Origin of the sequence: Rhodobacter sp. NTK016B (assembly GCF_017303295.1) — a bacterium.
In the GTDB taxonomy this organism is placed as follows: Bacteria; Pseudomonadota; Alphaproteobacteria; order Rhodobacterales; family Rhodobacteraceae; genus Pararhodobacter.
The window spans coordinates 78,043-95,270 of sequence record NZ_JAFKOK010000009.1; the positions used below are offsets into that span (position 1 = coordinate 78,043).

The 17,228-nt window shown below is 63.3% G+C and carries 18 protein-coding genes and 1 tRNA gene; 16 read left to right on the top strand and 3 right to left on the bottom strand.

What is annotated here, in order from left to right:
• The first annotated feature begins 3 nt into the window (after window positions 1-3).
• Window positions 4-498, top strand: a complete 495-nt coding sequence (locus tag JI664_RS13100) for a DUF2244 domain-containing protein (RefSeq protein ID WP_207014204.1) — start codon at window positions 4-6, stop codon at window positions 496-498.
• A 4-nt stretch (window positions 499-502) separates the two neighbouring features.
• On the opposite strand, the gene JI664_RS13105 is transcribed toward JI664_RS13100, so the two are convergent.
• Window positions 503-973 (bottom strand): GatB/YqeY domain-containing protein, encoded by a 471-nt coding sequence (locus JI664_RS13105; protein ID WP_207014205.1) that lies wholly within the window; start codon window positions 971-973, stop codon window positions 503-505.
• Between the two features lie 172 nt (window positions 974-1,145).
• Here JI664_RS13105 and JI664_RS13110 point away from each other — a divergent pair.
• The 3 genes from JI664_RS13110 (at window position 1,146) to JI664_RS13120 (ending at window position 2,954) form a co-directional block, all read left to right on the top strand.
• Window positions 1,146-1,221 (top strand) — tRNA-Ala (locus tag JI664_RS13110).
• A gap of 290 nt (window positions 1,222-1,511) precedes the next feature.
• Complete coding sequence (locus tag JI664_RS13115; protein ID WP_207014206.1) at window positions 1,512-1,895, top strand: response regulator; 384 nt, start codon at window positions 1,512-1,514, stop codon at window positions 1,893-1,895.
• A gap of 81 nt (window positions 1,896-1,976) precedes the next feature.
• On the top strand, window positions 1,977-2,954 hold the full coding sequence (locus tag JI664_RS13120) for a response regulator (protein WP_207014207.1): 978 nt from the start codon (window positions 1,977-1,979) through the stop codon (window positions 2,952-2,954).
• Window positions 2,955-3,016: 62 nt separating this feature from the next.
• On the opposite strand, the gene JI664_RS13125 is transcribed toward JI664_RS13120, so the two are convergent.
• Window positions 3,017-4,849, bottom strand: coding sequence for a PAS domain S-box protein (locus tag JI664_RS13125; protein WP_207014208.1), 1,833 nt, complete (start codon window positions 4,847-4,849; stop codon window positions 3,017-3,019).
• Between the two features lie 337 nt (window positions 4,850-5,186).
• Between JI664_RS13125 and JI664_RS13130 the strand changes: the two genes are divergently transcribed.
• From JI664_RS13130 to JI664_RS13160, 7 genes are all read left to right on the top strand, one after another.
• Window positions 5,187-6,143: a response regulator gene (locus tag JI664_RS13130; RefSeq protein WP_207014209.1), complete on the top strand. Its 957-nt coding sequence runs from the start codon at window positions 5,187-5,189 to the stop codon at window positions 6,141-6,143.
• Window positions 6,144-6,184: 41 nt separating this feature from the next.
• Window positions 6,185-6,538 carry an Hpt domain-containing protein gene (locus tag JI664_RS13135; protein ID WP_207014210.1) on the top strand — a complete coding sequence of 118 codons (354 nt, stop codon included), beginning with the start codon at window positions 6,185-6,187 and terminating at the stop codon, window positions 6,536-6,538.
• Between the two features lie 241 nt (window positions 6,539-6,779).
• The gene (locus JI664_RS13140; protein WP_207014211.1) at window positions 6,780-8,234 is read left to right on the top strand and encodes an aminomethyl transferase family protein; all 1,455 of its coding nucleotides are present in this window, start codon (window positions 6,780-6,782) and stop codon (window positions 8,232-8,234) included.
• Between the two features lie 82 nt (window positions 8,235-8,316).
• On the top strand, window positions 8,317-9,516 hold the full coding sequence (locus tag JI664_RS13145) for a thiolase family protein (RefSeq protein ID WP_207014212.1): 1,200 nt from the start codon (window positions 8,317-8,319) through the stop codon (window positions 9,514-9,516).
• A 64-nt stretch (window positions 9,517-9,580) separates the two neighbouring features.
• Window positions 9,581-11,002: a phenylacetate--CoA ligase family protein gene (locus JI664_RS13150; RefSeq protein ID WP_207014213.1), complete on the top strand. Its 1,422-nt coding sequence runs from the start codon at window positions 9,581-9,583 to the stop codon at window positions 11,000-11,002.
• Complete coding sequence (locus JI664_RS13155; protein ID WP_207014214.1) at window positions 11,002-11,418, top strand: acyl-CoA thioesterase; 417 nt, start codon at window positions 11,002-11,004, stop codon at window positions 11,416-11,418. Before JI664_RS13150 ends, JI664_RS13155 begins: the two co-directional genes overlap by 1 nt.
• On the top strand, window positions 11,418-11,906 hold the full coding sequence (locus JI664_RS13160) for a GFA family protein (RefSeq protein WP_207014215.1): 489 nt from the start codon (window positions 11,418-11,420) through the stop codon (window positions 11,904-11,906). Before JI664_RS13155 ends, JI664_RS13160 begins: the two co-directional genes overlap by 1 nt.
• Before the next feature lie 11 nt (window positions 11,907-11,917).
• Here JI664_RS13160 and JI664_RS13165 read toward each other — a convergent pair whose 3' ends face one another.
• A complete protein-coding gene (locus tag JI664_RS13165) occupies window positions 11,918-12,457 on the bottom strand; it encodes a MarR family winged helix-turn-helix transcriptional regulator (protein WP_207014216.1) in 540 nt (179 codons plus the stop codon).
• A 205-nt stretch (window positions 12,458-12,662) separates the two neighbouring features.
• On the opposite strand from JI664_RS13165, the gene JI664_RS13170 reads away from it, so the two are divergent.
• From JI664_RS13170 to JI664_RS13190, 5 genes are read left to right on the top strand one after another with little or no spacing between them, the layout of a single operon-like run.
• On the top strand, window positions 12,663-13,823 hold the full coding sequence (locus tag JI664_RS13170) for an ABC transporter substrate-binding protein (protein ID WP_207014217.1): 1,161 nt from the start codon (window positions 12,663-12,665) through the stop codon (window positions 13,821-13,823).
• 9 nt (window positions 13,824-13,832) lie between these two features.
• The gene (locus JI664_RS13175; RefSeq protein WP_207014218.1) at window positions 13,833-14,702 is read left to right on the top strand and encodes a branched-chain amino acid ABC transporter permease; all 870 of its coding nucleotides are present in this window, start codon (window positions 13,833-13,835) and stop codon (window positions 14,700-14,702) included.
• Window positions 14,695-15,681 carry a branched-chain amino acid ABC transporter permease gene (locus JI664_RS13180; protein ID WP_207014219.1) on the top strand — a complete coding sequence of 329 codons (987 nt, stop codon included), beginning with the start codon at window positions 14,695-14,697 and terminating at the stop codon, window positions 15,679-15,681. Before JI664_RS13175 ends, JI664_RS13180 begins: the two co-directional genes overlap by 8 nt.
• Window positions 15,678-16,472 carry an ABC transporter ATP-binding protein gene (locus tag JI664_RS13185; protein ID WP_207014220.1) on the top strand — a complete coding sequence of 265 codons (795 nt, stop codon included), beginning with the start codon at window positions 15,678-15,680 and terminating at the stop codon, window positions 16,470-16,472. Before JI664_RS13180 ends, JI664_RS13185 begins: the two co-directional genes overlap by 4 nt.
• Entirely contained in the window at window positions 16,469-17,227 is a 759-nt protein-coding gene (locus tag JI664_RS13190) for an ABC transporter ATP-binding protein (protein WP_207014330.1), read from the top strand. The genes JI664_RS13185 and JI664_RS13190 overlap by 4 nt, the downstream gene beginning before the upstream one ends.
• Window position 17,228 lies beyond the last annotated feature (1 nt).

Consider the following 17,228-nt stretch of genomic DNA (forward strand, 5'->3'; position numbering starts at 1 on the left):
CCGATGCCCTATACCCTGACTTATCACACCCCGACCGAGGCCTCGCTCAGCGCCCGCCCCTATAACGCGCTGAACCCGCGCGGCTTTGCCATGACCATCGGCATGACGGCGGCGACTCTGGCGCTGCCGCTGATCGCGGTGCTGGGCTCTCCGGTAATGTGGGGGCTGTTGCCCTTTGCCGGACTGGCGCTGTGGGGGTTGTGGTTCGGGCTCGACCGCAACTGGCGCGACCGGCAGATCCTTGAGGAAATGACCCTCTCGCGCCAAGGGTTGTCGCTGGTCCGCAAGAACCCGCGCGGCCCGCAGCAGGAATGGCAGGCGGATCCGCACTGGGCGACGATCCGCATGATCCCCAAGGGCGGCCCGGTCGAGAACTACCTGATTCTGGGCGGCGGCGGGCGAGAGGTCGAGTTGGGCGCCTTCCTGACGCCCGACGAGCGCGACTCGCTGCATGAGGCGCTGGCCGCGCTGCTGATCCGGCTGAAATCCTACGCCTGAGCGGTCAGGACACCGCGCCGCTGAGTCGCGCTTTCACCTGCGGGCCCACCGCGCCGAAATCCATCTGGCCGGTATAGCGCGACTTCAGCGCGTTCATCACCGGCCCCATGTCGCGAATCGATCCCGCTTCAAGCTCGGTGATTACCTCTTCGATCGCGGCGCTCACCTCGTCTGCGGACAATTGGCGCGGCAGATAGGTCTCGATCACCTTGATCTCGGCCTCTTCGCGTTCCACCAGTTCCAGCCGCCCCCCCTCTTCATAGGCGCGCGCGCTTTCCTGACGCTGCTTGACCATCCGCGACAGGACGGCGGTAATCTCGTCATCCGACATTTCACGGTCTTCGCCGTCGCCTCGCAGCGCGATGTCGCGATCCTTGATCGCGGCATTGATCAGGCGCAGCGTGGAAAGCCGCAGCTGATCCTTGTTCTTCATCGCTTGCTTGAGGTCTTCTGAGATCCGGGCGCGAAGCGTCATCAGGTCTGTGTCCTGCTTGGGTCAACAGTCGCCGACCATACGCTCATGACCCCGCGAGGGCAATGTTTTCGCCGCACCTGCAAACAGCGAAAACCGGGGTCGGGAATTCCTGTATCAGACCCGCCCGGGGGCCTTGACACGCGCGCGGCGATACCGCAAATAGCGCCGCGTGGGGGCTGTAGCTCAGATGGGAGAGCGCGTCGTTCGCAATGACGAGGTCAGGGGTTCGATCCCCCTCAGCTCCACCACTTCCTTCCACCGCTGAACCGCAATCCCGGGCCCGCCGCAACGGGCTACGGCTGACTGCGCCTATGAGCACCGGCAACCCGCGCGCGAAGCCGGGCGTTGTATACCCGCGAAACTTTTTGTTTGCGTTTCACGCACCGCGCGGGCGGTGATCGGCGAAAAATCGCCTTTACACACCGAGTTGTGGCTTTACAGTGCGTTTTAGTGAGTGGTGTGACCTATTGTTCGTGTATTCACCGTCCTTGCGTTCCCAGTAACAGAACATCGGTCAAAGCGTGTTCCGGAAGGAGCTATGAAACTTCGAATTCTACAGGTCGATGACGATCCTCACGTCCTGGAAATCTCGCGGATTGCCCTGCAGGACATTGGCGGGAATGAGGTTTTTCAGTTCTCGAACGGCCGTGAAGCGATCGACAATGCGGCAGCGTTGTCACCGGATGTGATCTTGCTTGATCTCATGATGCCCCAATTTGGGGGGCGTGATGTCTTGCAGGGATTGCGCGAGATCGAGTCATGTTCCGATACTCCGGTTCTATTTTTAACCGGGCGGACAGATTCCGCCAGTACGAGCATTGGAAGCGAACCCGGCGTGATCGGTTTTTTAAGAAAGCCTTTCGATGCGATGACTTTGTCCCAAAGCATCCTAGATGCAATGGGATTGGGAAAGGCGTCGTAGGTATTCTGTTGCAGCATTATCCTTGTTCGCCCAGCGCAGATTAAGAAAGACGGCCCCGGCGTGGATCAGAAGGATCACAGCATGAAGCGAGCAACTATTGGTCTGGGCCAAGACCACGCTGCCGACACGGAAAACGACGATCAGCCCTACATGCGGATCGCGGTTGTCGATGACGACCCCTTCATTCTTGAACTGGTCGAGCTGTTCATCAACGAAATCAACCCCTGCGATGTCTTCGCCTTTGACTCGCCGCTCAAAGCGCTAGAGGCCGTGCGCGACGGAACTCAGAAATTCGACTGCCTTCTGCTCGATATCAGCATGCCGCGCATGGACGGAATTGAGCTGTGCGGCGAAATCCGCAAAGTCGAAGGATATGCCCGCGCGCCGATCATCATGCTGACGGCGATGACCGAACGCGATTATGTCGACCGGGCCTTCCGTGCGGGCGCCACCGACTATCTGACCAAGCCCATCGACATGCTCGAATTGCGGGCGCGGCTGAAAAGCGCCGAACAGATCGTCGCGGCTCTGCGCGATGCACAGGATGGCGAGCAAGCCGCCAAGGACGACGCGACCGCCTTTGCGCGCTCTGCGCCGGTTCTGGGGATTTCCGGTCTTCTGGATTACGCCGCGCTGGTCAATTACCTGATGCAGCTGTCGCGCGGCAAGCTGGGTCAGGTGCAGGTCGCTGCGGTGGCCCTGCGCGACGCCGATCAGATCGCCCGCGACTGCGACTCCGAGGTGTTTCTCGAACTGATGGCCGAGATCGCCCAGAGCGTCAGCAAGGTCTTCGACCCGCTAGACAGCGTGCTGGCCTATTGCGGCGGCGGCAGCTTCGTCGTGATGTTCCGCGATGAGAGCATTCGCGAATCCGCCGAGATCGAGAAACAGGTCCAAGAGGTTCTGGACCGGGCAGTCGCGCAGAACCAGGAAAAGAAATTGCCGTCGGCTTCAATCACCATCAGCAATCCGATCAACTCGGTTGCAGGGGATGCAAACCGGGTGCGCAAGATCCTCGACCGGGCGATCGAACGCGCCCATGCCAAAGCCGCAAGCTAAGAGCCGCAGCGCTGCGGCTCTTTTTCATTTCGTCGGCAGGGTTAATTGGCCCGCATCGCTGTTTACTCAGCCGCCTGCGCCAGATCCGTCGGCACGGTAAACCAGAATTCGGTCTGCCCCTCCGGCTCGCTCTCGAACCCGATGGCGCCGCCCGATTGCTCGACAATTTCCTTGCAGATACTCAGGCCCAGCCCGGTTCCCCCGCGGCAGCGCTTCGATGACATCTCGGCCTGAGCGAACGGCTTGAACACGCTTTCGTGGAAGTCGTCGGGAATACCGGGGCCTTCGTTGATGACACTCACCCGCACGCTGTCCCCCGACGAGACGGCGTTCACCCGCACGGTCGAACCCGGAGTCGCGAATTTCGCGGCGTTGGACAGAAGATTGGCCATGACCTGCTGGAATTTCTTGGGATCGCAATACGCCTGCAACGAGCGGTCCTCGACGACGATACTGCAATCCACTTCGAATTTCTTGGCGGTCGGCTCGTTGGAGAACACCGCTTCCTCGAGCAGCGGCACGATCTCGCATTTGCTGATCGAGAACGCGGCACGGCCATTCGAGAAACGCTCGAAATCGAGGATGTCGTCAATCAACGCGTGCAGTTTGTGGCCGTTTTCCTCGGCAATATAGAGCAGCCGCGCCGCCTGTTCGGGCAACGTGCCGGCGGTCATTGAATTGAGCAGCGTCATCGCGCCCAGAATCCCCGTCAGGGGCGTGCGCAATTCATGGCTGACGGTCGCGATGAACTCGCTTTTCATGTCGGACAGGCGATGATGCTCGGACACGTCGACGATCTGCAGAACCCATTCGATGGGCTGCCCTTCGCTGTCACGCACCACGCCCGCGATCATCAGGCCCCAGACCTCTGACCCGTCCTTGCGCACGAACTTTTTCTCGATCTGATAGGTGCCGATTTCACCGGCGATCATGCGCCTGATCCGGGCCGAGGCCTTTTCGAAATCCTCGGGACGGATGATGTCTTTGAAGCTGAGTTGCGACAATTCCTCGGGCGTGTAACCCAGCAGATCGGCCAGCGCCTGGTTCGCCCGCAATATCCGCAGGTCGAGCCCATTGATCGCCTTGCCGATCGGCGCAGAGTCAAATGCCAACCGCAACGTTTCCTCACTGCGCCGGATTTTGTTCTCGGATTCCTTCATATTGGTCACGTCGGTCATGGCTCCGGTCAGACGGATCGGCGTGCCGTCGGTATCGCGTTCGTCCACCGAGACGCCCGCCCGTACCCAGCGCCAAGCCTCGTCTTCGGACCTGCGCACACGATAATCAGAATGCGCATGACTGGCGCGACCGTCCAGACATTTTTCGACCGGGTCTAGCGCGCGGTGCAGGTCGTCGGGATGGACCTTTCGGCGCCATTCCGCCTGAACCTCATCCGAGTCGCCGCCGAAGATGTTCATCAGTTCCCGCCAGACACGCGAGACTTTCACCGACCGGGTTTCGGGATAGTATTCGAACACTCCGATCTGTGCGCTTCGGACCGCGCTGTCCGACAGCAGCAATTCGTCGCGCAGAAGCCGCTCGGTCTTCACCTCGTTCTTGATGTCGCGGATCACGACGGAGCAGCAGGTTGAGCCATCCTGGTCGACGAAGGGACAGATATACATCGACAGGTCGAGATCCCGCCCCTTGAGATCGCGCCCGTGCACGCCCCGCATCACCGCGTCCTCGGCGGCGGGGTTCACCTGTTCGACCAGACCGGCAAGCGTGAGGCTGGGCAGGAAATCGGTAATCGGATGACCGACGATCTCGTCCGCCGTTCCGTCAAACAGCGGCTCTAGCAGGTGACAGCAATCGACGATTCGCCCATCCCCCCCGACGATCAGCATCGGCACGCCACAGTTTCGACAGTTCGGCTTTTCTTGGGCAGTGATCATTCGTCGTTTATCCGTCTTTGCCTTGTCTGTTCGCAAACATCGCTTCACCACGATTCGTCACATATTCTCGGACAAGAATGTGGCTAAACTCTGGATGGAACGGAAAAAATACATGTTATCGACGCGTGCCTCGCACCGCCACGGTTACAGCCTGCGATAAGCGTCGCGAGTTGCGCACACAACCCAGCAGTTGTTCTAAACATTACTTAAAACACGCCAAACTTGCGCCACATTCGCCAACCAATGTTGAGTAAGCGAAGGAGAAACCGGCGCGATGAAACCATATCACAGGTACGATTCCGCTCCGGACTGGCGGGCCACAGGGCTGAGTATGCTCGTGGTAGATGACGATGAAATCGCGTGCGAGTTGCTCAAAGCCGGTCTGGACGCGTTTGGAACTTATAATATCGAGACGGTCAACAGCGCCGAAGAGGCGATGAACGCGATTGCTCAGCGCGAGCATCCGTATGATTGCTTCTTTCTCGATATCGAGATGCCCGGAACCAACGGTATCGCGTTGTGCAGCTGGATCAAGAGCCACGATCAGTACCGGGAAACCCCGGCGATCATGGTCACGGCCCGGTCCGAGCGCAGCTTTATCCGCAACGCGTTCGCTGCCGGCGCCATCGATTATGTCACCAAGCCGTTCGACATGAACGAGCTGCAGTCGCGGATGCGGATGGCCGAACGGCTGATTATCGCCAAGCGCGACGCGGCGAGCGGCGACATGCTGGACGGGACGGGGCAAAGCGCCGCGGCTCTGCGCATGGATTTCGACGAGGCCATCGCGATCGAGGGGATCCCCGGCGTGATCGACTTCGTCGCGATGAAGAACTACCTCAAGCAGCTTTCGCGCTCGCGGCTCTTTTCGACCGCGCTGGTGGCGTTCCGGCTCGACGGGCTGAACCATGCGTACGGGCGGCTGCCGCAGGGCCAGTTCCTGTCGCTGCTGGCGCTGGCCACGCGCAAGCTGAAAGGCGCGATGCGCCATCCCGATGCGCTGATCGCCTATGCCGGCAACGGCTGCTTCATCGCCGAGCTTGAAAGTGCAACCGGCCTCGACGGCACGGACATTGCCCGCGATGCCAGCCTTGCGCTGTGGAAAGCGGGTTTCACCGGCAGCTTCGATTGCAGCACGGTCGCGTTCCATGGCGGCACGCCGCAGCGGATCGGTGTCCTGTTCTCGCATGGGGCGGTGGACCGTTCGCTCGATATCGCGTTCGCGTCGGTGCATCACCGGACAGAAAGCATGCGGCCCGCCAATGCGAATGCCCGCAGTTGGAGCATCGCATGAGCAGGAACCTACGAATTGTGGTTGGGAATGGATCGGACGCAATGGACAACTCGCAGCGTCAGCTAAGCGCGGCCATTGACCGCCTCAGGCCTCGCTACGTCTCGACGATGACGGAATACAGCGAACGTCTGACTGCGGCCCTGGACGAACAGGCCCATGTCGGGCCCAACGACACGGCGCTGGAAGAGATCCGTTTCGTTGCGCATCGACTTGCGGGGACAGCCGAGTCCTTTGGTTGGGGAGAGATCGGCGCCCATGCCTCGCATGTCGATACGCTGATGGAAGGCTGCGATGCAGAAACCTGCGATTCGCACCGGCATCTGACGCCCGTGCGCAGATTGCGGGACATGTTGCTCAAGGCCATCCGGGTCGAGGCCGCGCCGCGCCGCGCCTAGCCGCGCCGATGTGGCCGCCTTGCGGGTATCCCGCTTCCGTCCGATAACAAGCAGGCAAGACCTTAGCCCCCGCCCTCACCGGCGGGGGCTTTCTTGTGCGCGCGCGAACAGCCCCTCAGATAACCGTTGACATAACAACGTCGATACGCCATCCCTGAACCGTTGTCATGGCAACGCATTCCCGGCGTCCTCCGATTTCGCGGCGCGGGATACGCCTGTGACCCGAGGAGGAGAAAGAACAATGACGGCCCAAGACAAAGCCATGTCGCTCAGCGACCTGATGGAAACCGTTCCCAACATCACCGACCATCTGTTCAGCAATGCCCCGAAAGCCGCGCTGACGATCTACAGCCAGATGATGCCCGGCGACGGCGTACGCCCCGAATTCACCACCTGGCGCGACGAACAATGGGCATGGCGCAACACGATCGCGGTGCATGACCAGAGCTATCACATGCAGTCGCTGCATGTGCGCGGCAAGGATGCGCTGGCCTTCACGCAATACCTGTCGGTCAACACGTTCAAGAATTTCGGCATCGGCGCGGCCAAGCAGCTGGTCTGCTGCTCGCCCGAAGGCTACCTGATCGGTGACGCGATCCTCTACCGCATGGACGAGGACGACTACATGGTCGTGGGCAACCCGGCGACCACCGAATGGGTCGAGTTCAACGCGCAGACGCTGGATTACGACGTCACCACCGAGCTTGACCCGATGTGGACGCTCAACAAGGCCAAGAAGCGCGAATTCTATCGTTTTCAGGTCGAAGGCCCCAAAGCTTGGGAATTGCTGGAAGAACTGAACGGCGGCCCGCTGCCCGAGATCAAGTTCTTCAAATCGGCCGAGATCAACATGGGCCCGCACAAGGCACGCGGGATGCGCCATTCGATGGGCGGCATGCCGGGGCTGGAAATCTCGGGTCCCTGGGCCGAATACAAGGACGTCAAACGGCTGCTGCAAAAGGCGGGCAAGAAATACGGCCTGCGCATGGTCGGCTCGATTGCCTATTTCACCACCGTCATCGAAAGCGGTTGGTGGGCCGTTCCGGTCTCGGGCGTCTATACCGGTCAGGGCACGAAACCCTATCGCGACTGGTGCTCGGCCAAGAACGCCGCGATGCGGATGTCGCTGGGCGGCAGCCTCTATAGCGAGAATATCGAGGATTACTACGTCACGCCCTATGACGTGAATTACGGTCACATCATCAAGTTCGACCACGATTACATCGGCCGCGAGGCGCTGGAAGCGATGGCCGACAAGCCGCATCGCCGCAAGGTGACGCTCGTGTGGAACGCCGATGACGTCCTGTCGGTGATGCAGGCCCAGTTCGAGGGCGGCGAGTCCAAGGACAAGCCGCTGGCGATCACCCTCCCGCTGGCCGCGATCGGGCGGATGCATTACGACAAGGTGACGGACAAGGACGGCAAGATGATCGGTCTGGCCACCTATCCCGGCTATACCGAGAACGAGCGCGCGATGATGTCGCTGGCCTCGGTCGATGCCGAATTCGCCGAGCCGGGCACCGAGGTTGTGCTGTACTGGGGCGAAGATGGCGGCGGCAGCCGCAGCGCGGGCAATATCGAGCCGCACAAGCAGGTGAAAATCCGCGCCACCGTCGCGCCCAGCCCGATCAGCCGCGCGGCACAGAGCTACCGCTCGGATATCGGCGTCAAACGCGGCTCGCTGCAGGACGTGTGATCCAGAATGCCCCGGCGCCGTGCTGCCGGGGCATCCGCTTGGAGCACCCTCGGTCTGAGCTCTGCAGAAGAGGAGAACACCCATGCACACCTACATTCCCTACGGGGCCTATTGGTCGACACCCTTTGCCCGCTGGCAGGGGTCGCTGTCGCATCTGCATTCGATGGAATTCCTCGCCCATACGGCGAAATCCGAACTGGCGCGGCGGAATATCGACGCCGGCGTCTTCGACTTCGCCGCGCTTGGCATCACGATGATCCAGCATCACTCGTTCTATGGTCTGCCCTGGGTCACCGCGATGATGGGCATCGAACATCTGCCCGGCCCGACCATTAATCAGGTCTGCGCCACCGGCGCGCGGCTGGTGGCTACAGGCGTGGGCGAGGTGGCGGCGGGCAATAGCGAGGTGGCGCTGTTGATGTCGGGCGACCGTACCTCGAACGCGGCGCAGGTCTATTATCCCGCCCCGCACGCGCCCGGCGGCGCCGGTGTCACCGAGAACGTGATGTTCGACAACTTCATGGACGATCCCTTCGCGAAATGCGCGATGGTCGATACCGCCGAGAATGTCGCGCGAAAATTCGGCATCACCACCGAGGAACAGCATGATGTCGCGCTGTATCGCCACGAACAATATCAGGCCGCTCTGGCCGACGACCGGGCGTTCCAGAAGCGCTATATGGCCGAGCGGTTCGACGTGCCCGATGCCAAATTCCGCAAGACGCTGAAGTCGCTCGAGGGCGACGAAGGGATCTATCCCACCAGTGCCGAGAAGATGGCGGGCCTGAAGCCCATGCGCCCCGGCGGCACCGTGACCTATGCCGGACAGACCCACCCCGCCGACGGCAATGCCGCGCTGGTGATGACCAAGAGCGCCGAGCGCGCCCGCGACCTGTCGCCGGTCAAAGACGGCCCGCTGGTCAAGGTGCTGGCGACCGGATCGGGGCGCGAAGACCCGGCTTTCATGCCCGCCGCGCCGATCCTTGCCGCAAAGCAGGCGCTGGACCGCGCGGGGCTGGACATCGCGCAGATCGACGTCATCAAGTCGCACAACCCCTTCGCGGTCAACGACATCGCCTTCGCGCGCGCCTTTCAGCTCGACTGGAAGAAAATGAACAATTTCGGCTCGTCGCTGATCTGGGGCCACCCGCAGGGTCCGACCGGCGTGCGGGCGATTATCGAGATGATCGAGGAGTTGGAAATGCGCGGGGGCGGCTATGGTCTGTTTCAGGGCTGCGCCGCGGGCGACACCGGCATGGCGGTGATCGTCGAGGTCCGCTGACCGGGGTCCTTGACGGCGAAGACAGGACCGGCGGACGCTGCCGGGCAAATTGAGGGAGGGAACGATGACAAAAGAACCGACGCGGGCCGAGGAAACCCGTACGGCGTGGAAAGCGGTGCTCGAAAAGTACTACGAGGACCGCAGCACGCCGCTCAACGCGCTATACTGGTCCGACAAGGATACGTGGTCGCGCGACAAGATCCGCGCCGTGCAGGACGAGAAAATCGCCGCTGTCGCGCCGTTTCTCTATGAGAACAGCGATTTCTACCGCCGCCGCTTCGACAAGCTGGGCGTGGCGCCGACCGATATCCGCGACGTCGACAGCATGGTCGCGAACTGGCCGGTGGTCACCAAGCAAGAGATGATGGAGGACGCCGTCGCGCATCCGCCCTATGGCACCTACACCACCTGCGGGCCCGAGGAATGGGCCGATCGCGGCTGGATGCATTTCTCGTCCTCGGGCTCGACCGGTGTGCCGCGCGTCTTTCGCTACACCCATTTCGACCGCCGGTTCTGGGAACAGGCCAATGCCCGCGCACTCTATTCCGGCGGGCTGCGCAAGGGCGACACCGCCTTTCCTATGGTCGGGTTCGGGCCGCATGTCTTTGCATGGGGCGTGCAATACACGCTGGCCAAGATGGAACTGCCGGTCATTCCGGGCGGCGGCATGGACGGCAAGGCGCGGGTTCACCATATCGACCGGTTCAAACCGACGATTCTGGTCTGCACGCCCTCTTACGCGCTCTATCTGGGCCGGGTGATGCAGGATATGGGCCTCGACCCGGCCGCGTCTTCGGTCAAGTGGCTGGTGACCGGCGGCGAGCCCTTCTCGGGCGTCGAGGGTACGCTGGAGCGGCTGCAGGACCTCTGGGGCGCAAAGTCGCTGGAATTCTACGGCTGCACCGAGGTCTCGCCCCATTGCGGCGGCTATTCTTGCCCGGAATATCAGGAGGGGGACGAGAATTTCATCCACCTGATGGAAGACATTCAGGTCTGGGAAACCGTCGATCCCGAGAGGCTGCAACCCGTGGCAGAGGGCGAAAAGGGCCTGACGGTCTGCACCAATCTCAACAGCGAAAGCTCGGCGCAGCTACGGTTTCTGGTGGGCGATTACACGCGCCTGTCGACCGAACCCTGCGCCTGTGGCCGCAACCATGTCCGCGCCATGGGCTGCATGACCGGGCGCTCGGACGACCTGATCAACCTGCGCGGCATCAAGTTCTTCCCGGTCCAGATCGAGGAAGCGGTGCGCGCGGTGCGCGGCACCGGCGACGAATTCCAGATCAAGCTGGTGACGCAGGAAGACGGGCTCGACGTGATGACGGTGCTGGTGGAACATACCGACCCGGCAGCGGGCGAGGCCGTCGCCAAAGAGATCCGCTCGCGCTGCGAAATCCGCTGCGCGGTCGAGGTTCTGGCCCCCGACACGCTGCCCAAATCCGAAATGAAAGCCAAACGCGTGAACGACCTGAGGAACAAGGGCTGATGCTGAAATCAACACTGAACCGCCGTGTCGAATGGGGCGATTGCGACCCCGCCGGCATCGTCTTCAACCCGCAATTCTTCCGCTGGTTCGACCACGGCACGACCATGCTGTACGAAGCGGCGGGCTGGCCCAAGCAAGAGATGCTGAAGCGCTTCGATGCGGCGGGCTGCCCGCTGGTCGATACCCGCGCGGTGTTCAAGGCGCCCTGTCGCTATGGCGACGATGTCGAGATCACCACCGAGATCGCCGAGGTGAAGGACCGCAGCTTCGACATCCGCCACACGCTGACCCTGAACGGCAAGCTCTGTGTCGAGGGGTTCGAAACCCGCGTCTGGACCGTCAAGGACCCCGAGCGCGGCATCAAGTCGGCGCCGATCCCGGCTGAACTGGTCGCGCGCTTCAAGGGCGAGGGATGATGAGCGAGACGCATCAGGGGCGCTGCCTGTGCGGCGACGTGGTGTACGAGGCACAGGGGCAGCCGTCGACCGTGACGGTCTGCCATTGCCGCTTTTGCCAGCGCGCGACCGGCGGCGCCTATCTGGTCGATGCGCTCTACAAGCGGTCGCGGTTCAGGGTGGTTCAGGGGCAACCCGCCACCTATGACCATCTGTCCGAGGGCAGCGGCAACATCGTGCATATCCGCTTCTGTCAGCGCTGCGGCACGAAGCTGTGGCTCGAATTCCAGCGTTGGCCCGAACTGGTCGGGATCTATGCCGGAACGCTGGACGATCCCAACGGCTTCGACCGCAGCCCCGCGCGTACGCATTACATCTTCGCCGATCAGGCCGCCGACTGGACGGTGATGCCCGAAGGCGCCCGCGTCTATGGCGGGGATCTGTCAACGCCCGAGGGCGCGCGCATTGCGCCGCTCTGTCTGGACGCGCCCCGGATCGCCGGAGGCTAGCGGGGAGACGGTCAGAAATCCTGACTGTCGATGGCCAGCAGGTCGGGAATGCGCTTGTGCATCCGTCGCAGAAGCGAGGCCAGCGTGGCGACCTCGTCGCGGCTGAGATCGGCCAGCATCAGCGCCTCGCGTCGCCGGGCGACGACGATGATCCGGTCATGCAGCACCCAGCCCGCATCCGTCAGCTCGATCAGCTTGCGGTGGTTCTGCGGGTCTTCCTGCCAGCTGCGCACAAGACCGCGCGCCTCCATCGCCTTCAGCCCGCGACTGGCCGCGGCCTTGTCCAGACCGATGACCTGACACATGCGGTACGCCGTGATCCGGGGCTCGATGGCCAGCATCGCCAGCATCCGCCACTCGGTCACACCGATGCCGAATTCCTTCAGGTACAGGCCCGACGAACTGCGCGACCATTTGTTGCCGACGGCGCTGATCAGGAAAGGGATATAGCCGTCGAGATCGAGCACGGAATGCCCGTCGCGGTCCAGCGTCGGCAGGTTCGATCCGTCATCCGGGCCAGTCGGCGCCGCGCGGCTCTGGTCGCGGGTCATGGCGTCTCTCCACTCAACTCATGTCCCCTTCTACTGACGCAGAACGACGATGACCACTGCCGCAATGCAGCGTCTGCCGTGAATGACGTGGCATCAAAAGCGTTGACATGACAAATATTGCTATGACAACGTATCGCTGTCCATGGCTTTGCATGGACCGGCTGCGCAAGCAGTCCGGGGAGGAAACCGTCCAGGGGAGGACACCATGATTTCGCGGACCATCGCCCTAGCGGCGGCGGCCGGCCTTTTGGGCACGGCAGCTGGCGCGCAAGACGCCTATCGCATCGGGTTGAGCGGCGCCCTGACCGGCCCCGTTGCCGGCAGCTACGCACCGGCCATCGAGGGGCTGCAGCTTTACATCAACCGGCTCAACGACAATGGCGGCATCAACGGCCACCCGGTCGAGCTGATCGTGCTCGACGACAGCGGCGAGCCGTCGCGCGGCGCCACCAATTCGCGCCGCCTGCTGGGTCAGGAAGACGTTGTCCTGATGATCAATGCCAGCCTGTCCTCGACCTATGCGCCGATGATGGCCGATGCCCGCCGCGCGGGCGTGCCGCTGCTCTTCGCCTCGTCGGCCTGCCCGGCCGAGGTCTATCCGCCTGCCGAGCCGCTTCTTTTCTGCACCACCGCTTTCGCGGCGCGCTATGACAGTCAGGCCACGCTTGACTTCATCGAGGCGCAGGCGGGCACCGATATCTCGCTGGGCTTGTCGGCCATGGCGATCCCGCTGTCGCGCGGCGAGATCGAGGCCGCCGAGGGACTGGCCGCCGAACGCGGGATGCGCCCGCAATCCCCGACCATCGTGCCGCCGCCGACTGCCGATTACACCCCCTTCGCCACCACGATCAGTCAGGCGGGGGCGGATTGGGTCTATTCCTGGGCGCCGTGGGTCACCGAAGTGCGCACCTTCGAGGCCCTGCGCCGTTTGGGCTGGGAGGGCGATTACATCGCCTGGGCCCATCTGGAAGCCGAGGGTGAACTCGCCCGCCTGCAGGACCCGAAATTCTACGCCATCGGCGCCAATTCGCTGTTTGCCGAGGATCTGCCGGTGCATCAGGAGATCCGCGACGCCGCCGAAGCGGCGGGCGCGACCTATGCCCCCGACCAGATGGCCGAGGGCTGGATCGCCGGGCTGGCCATCGAGGCGGCGCTGCAATCGGCGGGCTGGCCCGCGGATGCCGAGGCGGTCAACGCGGCGATGGAAAATCTGAACGTCGATACGCAGGGCCTGCGCGGCGGGCCGATCGAATGGACCGCCGAGAACCATTTCCGCGCGACGCAATACTACCGCGTCTACCGCTGGAATGCCGATGAGGGCGATATCGACGTGGTCCAGGACTGGGCCGCCTACACCGTCGAATAAGGACGTCCCATGCAGCTGGTTGCCAATATCATCGTCCTGAGCGCGATCTATGCGCTGATTTCCTGCGGCTATGTGCTGATATACCGCGTCAGCCGCGTTCTGAACCTTGCCCATGGCGAGCTGATGATGGTGGGGGCGTATCTGCTTCTCATGACGGCCAGCTTCACCTCGAACCCGATGGTCGCGATCCCGGTCGCGGCCGTCCTCAGCCTGACGATGGGAGCGCTGGTCTATCTGCTGCTGATGCGGCGGATGACCGGCGAATCGGTGCTGGCGGCGATCCTGACGACGATCGCGCTTGGCATCCTGTTGCGCGGGCTGATCGTCATCTTTTTCTCGGCCGCGCATCAATACCCGGCTGTGCCGCTGGGCATTCATTCCAGCTCGGTGCAGGTACTGCCCGGCGCGCGGATTTCCAGCCTGTCGCTGATCCTCGTCGTGGTGACGGCGCTGGTCTATGCCTCGCTCTTCGCCTTCCTGCGGCTCAGCCGCTGGGGGCTGCGGATGCAGGCCGCGGGCCAGAACCCGCTGCTGGCCGCCCAGCGCGGCATCAACCTGCACGCCATCTATGCCATGGTCTGGGCCATTTCGATGTTCACGGGCTCGGTCGCGGGGATGCTGATCTCGCTGGATGCCGGGCTGGACCAGACGCTTATCATGATCGGGCTCAAGGCCTTTCCGGCGGCGCTGGTGGGCGGGCTCGACAGCCTGCTGGGCGCGCTGATCGGCTCGCTGATCGTGGCCGCGGCCGAGGTACTGCTGATCCAGTACGTCAACCCGCTGCTGGCCGATGTGGTGCCCTTCCTGATCCTGATCGTGATGCTGGTCGTGCGGCCCTGGGGCCTGTTCGGCACGCGGGAGGCGCTGGACCGTGTCTGACCTGTCCCCTATGCGCGTCGTGACGGCGCTGATCGCCATCGCGGCCCTGATCGCCCTGCCCTTCCTTGCCTCGGGCGCGACGCTCGACATCGCCAACCAGATCCTGCTGGCCACGATCGGCGCCATCGCACTGATGCTGCTCACGGGCTTTGCCGGGCAGATCTCGCTGGGACATGCCGGGCTTCTGGCGGCTGGGGCCTTCACCGCCGGGATCCTCGCGCAGGAAATCGCCGCGCCTTTCTGGATCGGCATCCCCGCCGCCGCGCTGACCGGCGCGCTTCTGGGCGTGATCTTCGGCCTGCCATCTCTCAGATTGCGGGGCATCTATCTGGCCGTCAGCACCTTGGCGCTGCATTTCCTCGTGGTCTATGTCGGCGGCGAATACGAGACCCGGCGCGGTTTCTCGACTGGCATCCTGATCGACCCGCCCGTGGTCTTCGGCTTCGAATTCTGGGACCCGGTCGCGTGGTATCCGGTGCTGTTGTTCGTCGCCGTGATCGTCTGGCTTCTGGCGCGCAACCTGCTGCGCTCGCGCACCGGGCGGGCCTGGGCCGCGATCCACGACACCGAGCCGGTCGCGGCGGCGCTGGGGATCAACGTTGCGCGCACCAAGCTGTGGGCCTTTGTCATCAGCTCGGCCATCACCGCGATGGCGGGCGCGCTGTTCGCCTATTACCGCGGCTTCGTGTCGATCGAGGCGTTCTCGCTCTTCGTCACCATCCAGTATGTCGCGATGATCATCATCGGCGGCATGGGCAGCCTGCTGGGCGCGGTGCTGGGCGCGGCCTTCGTCACCGTCCTGCCCCACGCGATCGAAGCGGCAAGCGCCCTTCTGCCGTCGAGCGGCGGTCTGGCCGGGTCGATCTTCGCCATGAACTACGCAGCTTTTGGGCTGATCATGATCGCCTTTCTGGTGTTCGAGCCGGGCGGGCTGGTCGGCATCCTGCGCCGCATCGGCGGCAAGAGGGGGACGCGATGAGCACGCTTCTGACGGTCAAGAACCTGCATGTCTCGTATCAGCGCGCGATCACGGCGCTGACCGGCGTGTCGCTTAGTGTGGATGCGGGGCAGATCGTCGCCATCCTCGGCGCGAACGGCGCGGGCAAGACGACCACCCTGCGCGCGATCTCGGGCTTCATCGGGCTGGACAATGCGCGCGTCACGCAGGGCAGCATCCGCTTCGACGGCACCGAACTGGCCCGCCGCCCGCCCTATCAGATCACCCGACAGGGCATCGCCCTTGTGCCCGAACGCGACAAGGTTTTCCCCAATCTCAGCGTGCACGAGAATCTCGAGGTCGTCTCGTCGCGCAGCGCCGGGGCTGAACGCGCGCGGCTGCAGGATCTGGTCTATACCCATTTCCCGCGTCTGGCCGCGCTGAAGAAACGCGAGGCGGGGCTGTTATCGGGCGGCGAGCGGCAGATGCTGGCCCTTGGCAGCGCAATCGTCTGCGCCCCCCGGCTGATGCTGATCGACGAGCTGTCGCTGGGTCTGGCCCCGGTGATCGTGGAAGAGATCGTCGAGCATCTGAAATCCATCCGCACCGATCTGGGCCTGACCATCCTGCTGGTCGAGCAAAGCGCCGCCGTGGCGTTCCGTCTGGCCGAGCATGCCTTCGTGATGGAGCATGGCGAGGTGGTGCTCAGCGGCAGTTCAGCCGAGCTGGAATCGAATGACGCGGTGCGCAACGCCTATCTGGGCACCGGCAGCGAGGGGCGGCGCAGCTACCGCGATCTGGCAATGGCACGCGACAAGGAGCTGAAGGCATGAGCGAGCTGGTGGTCGACAAGATCTCGCTGTCCTTCGGCGGCTTGCAGGTCCTCAACGAGGTGTCGCTCTCGGTGGCCGAGGGCGAGCTTCTGGCGCTGATCGGCCCCAATGGCGCGGGCAAGACGACGGTGTTCAACTGTATCAGCGGGCTTTACCGGCCCACGGGCGCGGTGCGCTTTCGCGGGCAGGACATCATCGGCAAAAAGCCGCATGACGTGGCCGCCCTTGGCATCGCGCGCACGTTCCAGCATGGCGAGGTCTTCGCGCGGCTCAATGTCGCCGACAACCTGATGGCCGCGCGGCATTTGGCGATCGGCTCGAACCCGCTATCCGAGATGCTGGGCCTGCCCGGCGCGCGGCGGCAGGAACGCGCGCACCGCGCACAGATCGCCCGGATCCTCGATCTGTGCGATCTGACGGGACTGGCCGACACGCCCGTGACCGATCTGCCCTATGGCACCCAAAAACTGGTGGGTTTCGCACGCGCGCTGGCGCTGGGGCCGTCGCTGCTGCTGCTCGACGAACCCTCGGCCGGGCTGACCCGCGAAGAGCGCGAGGATCTGGCCTATTACATCCTGAAGACCAAGGCCGAGCTGGGCATCGCGATGATCTGGATCGAGCACGACATGCAGATGGTCGCCGACCTTGCCGACCGTATCCATGTGCTCGATTACGGTCGCTCGCTGGCCGATGGTCCGCCCGGGGCGGTGCTCAACGATCCCGAGGTGATCAAGGCCTATCTCGGGACCGTCTGAG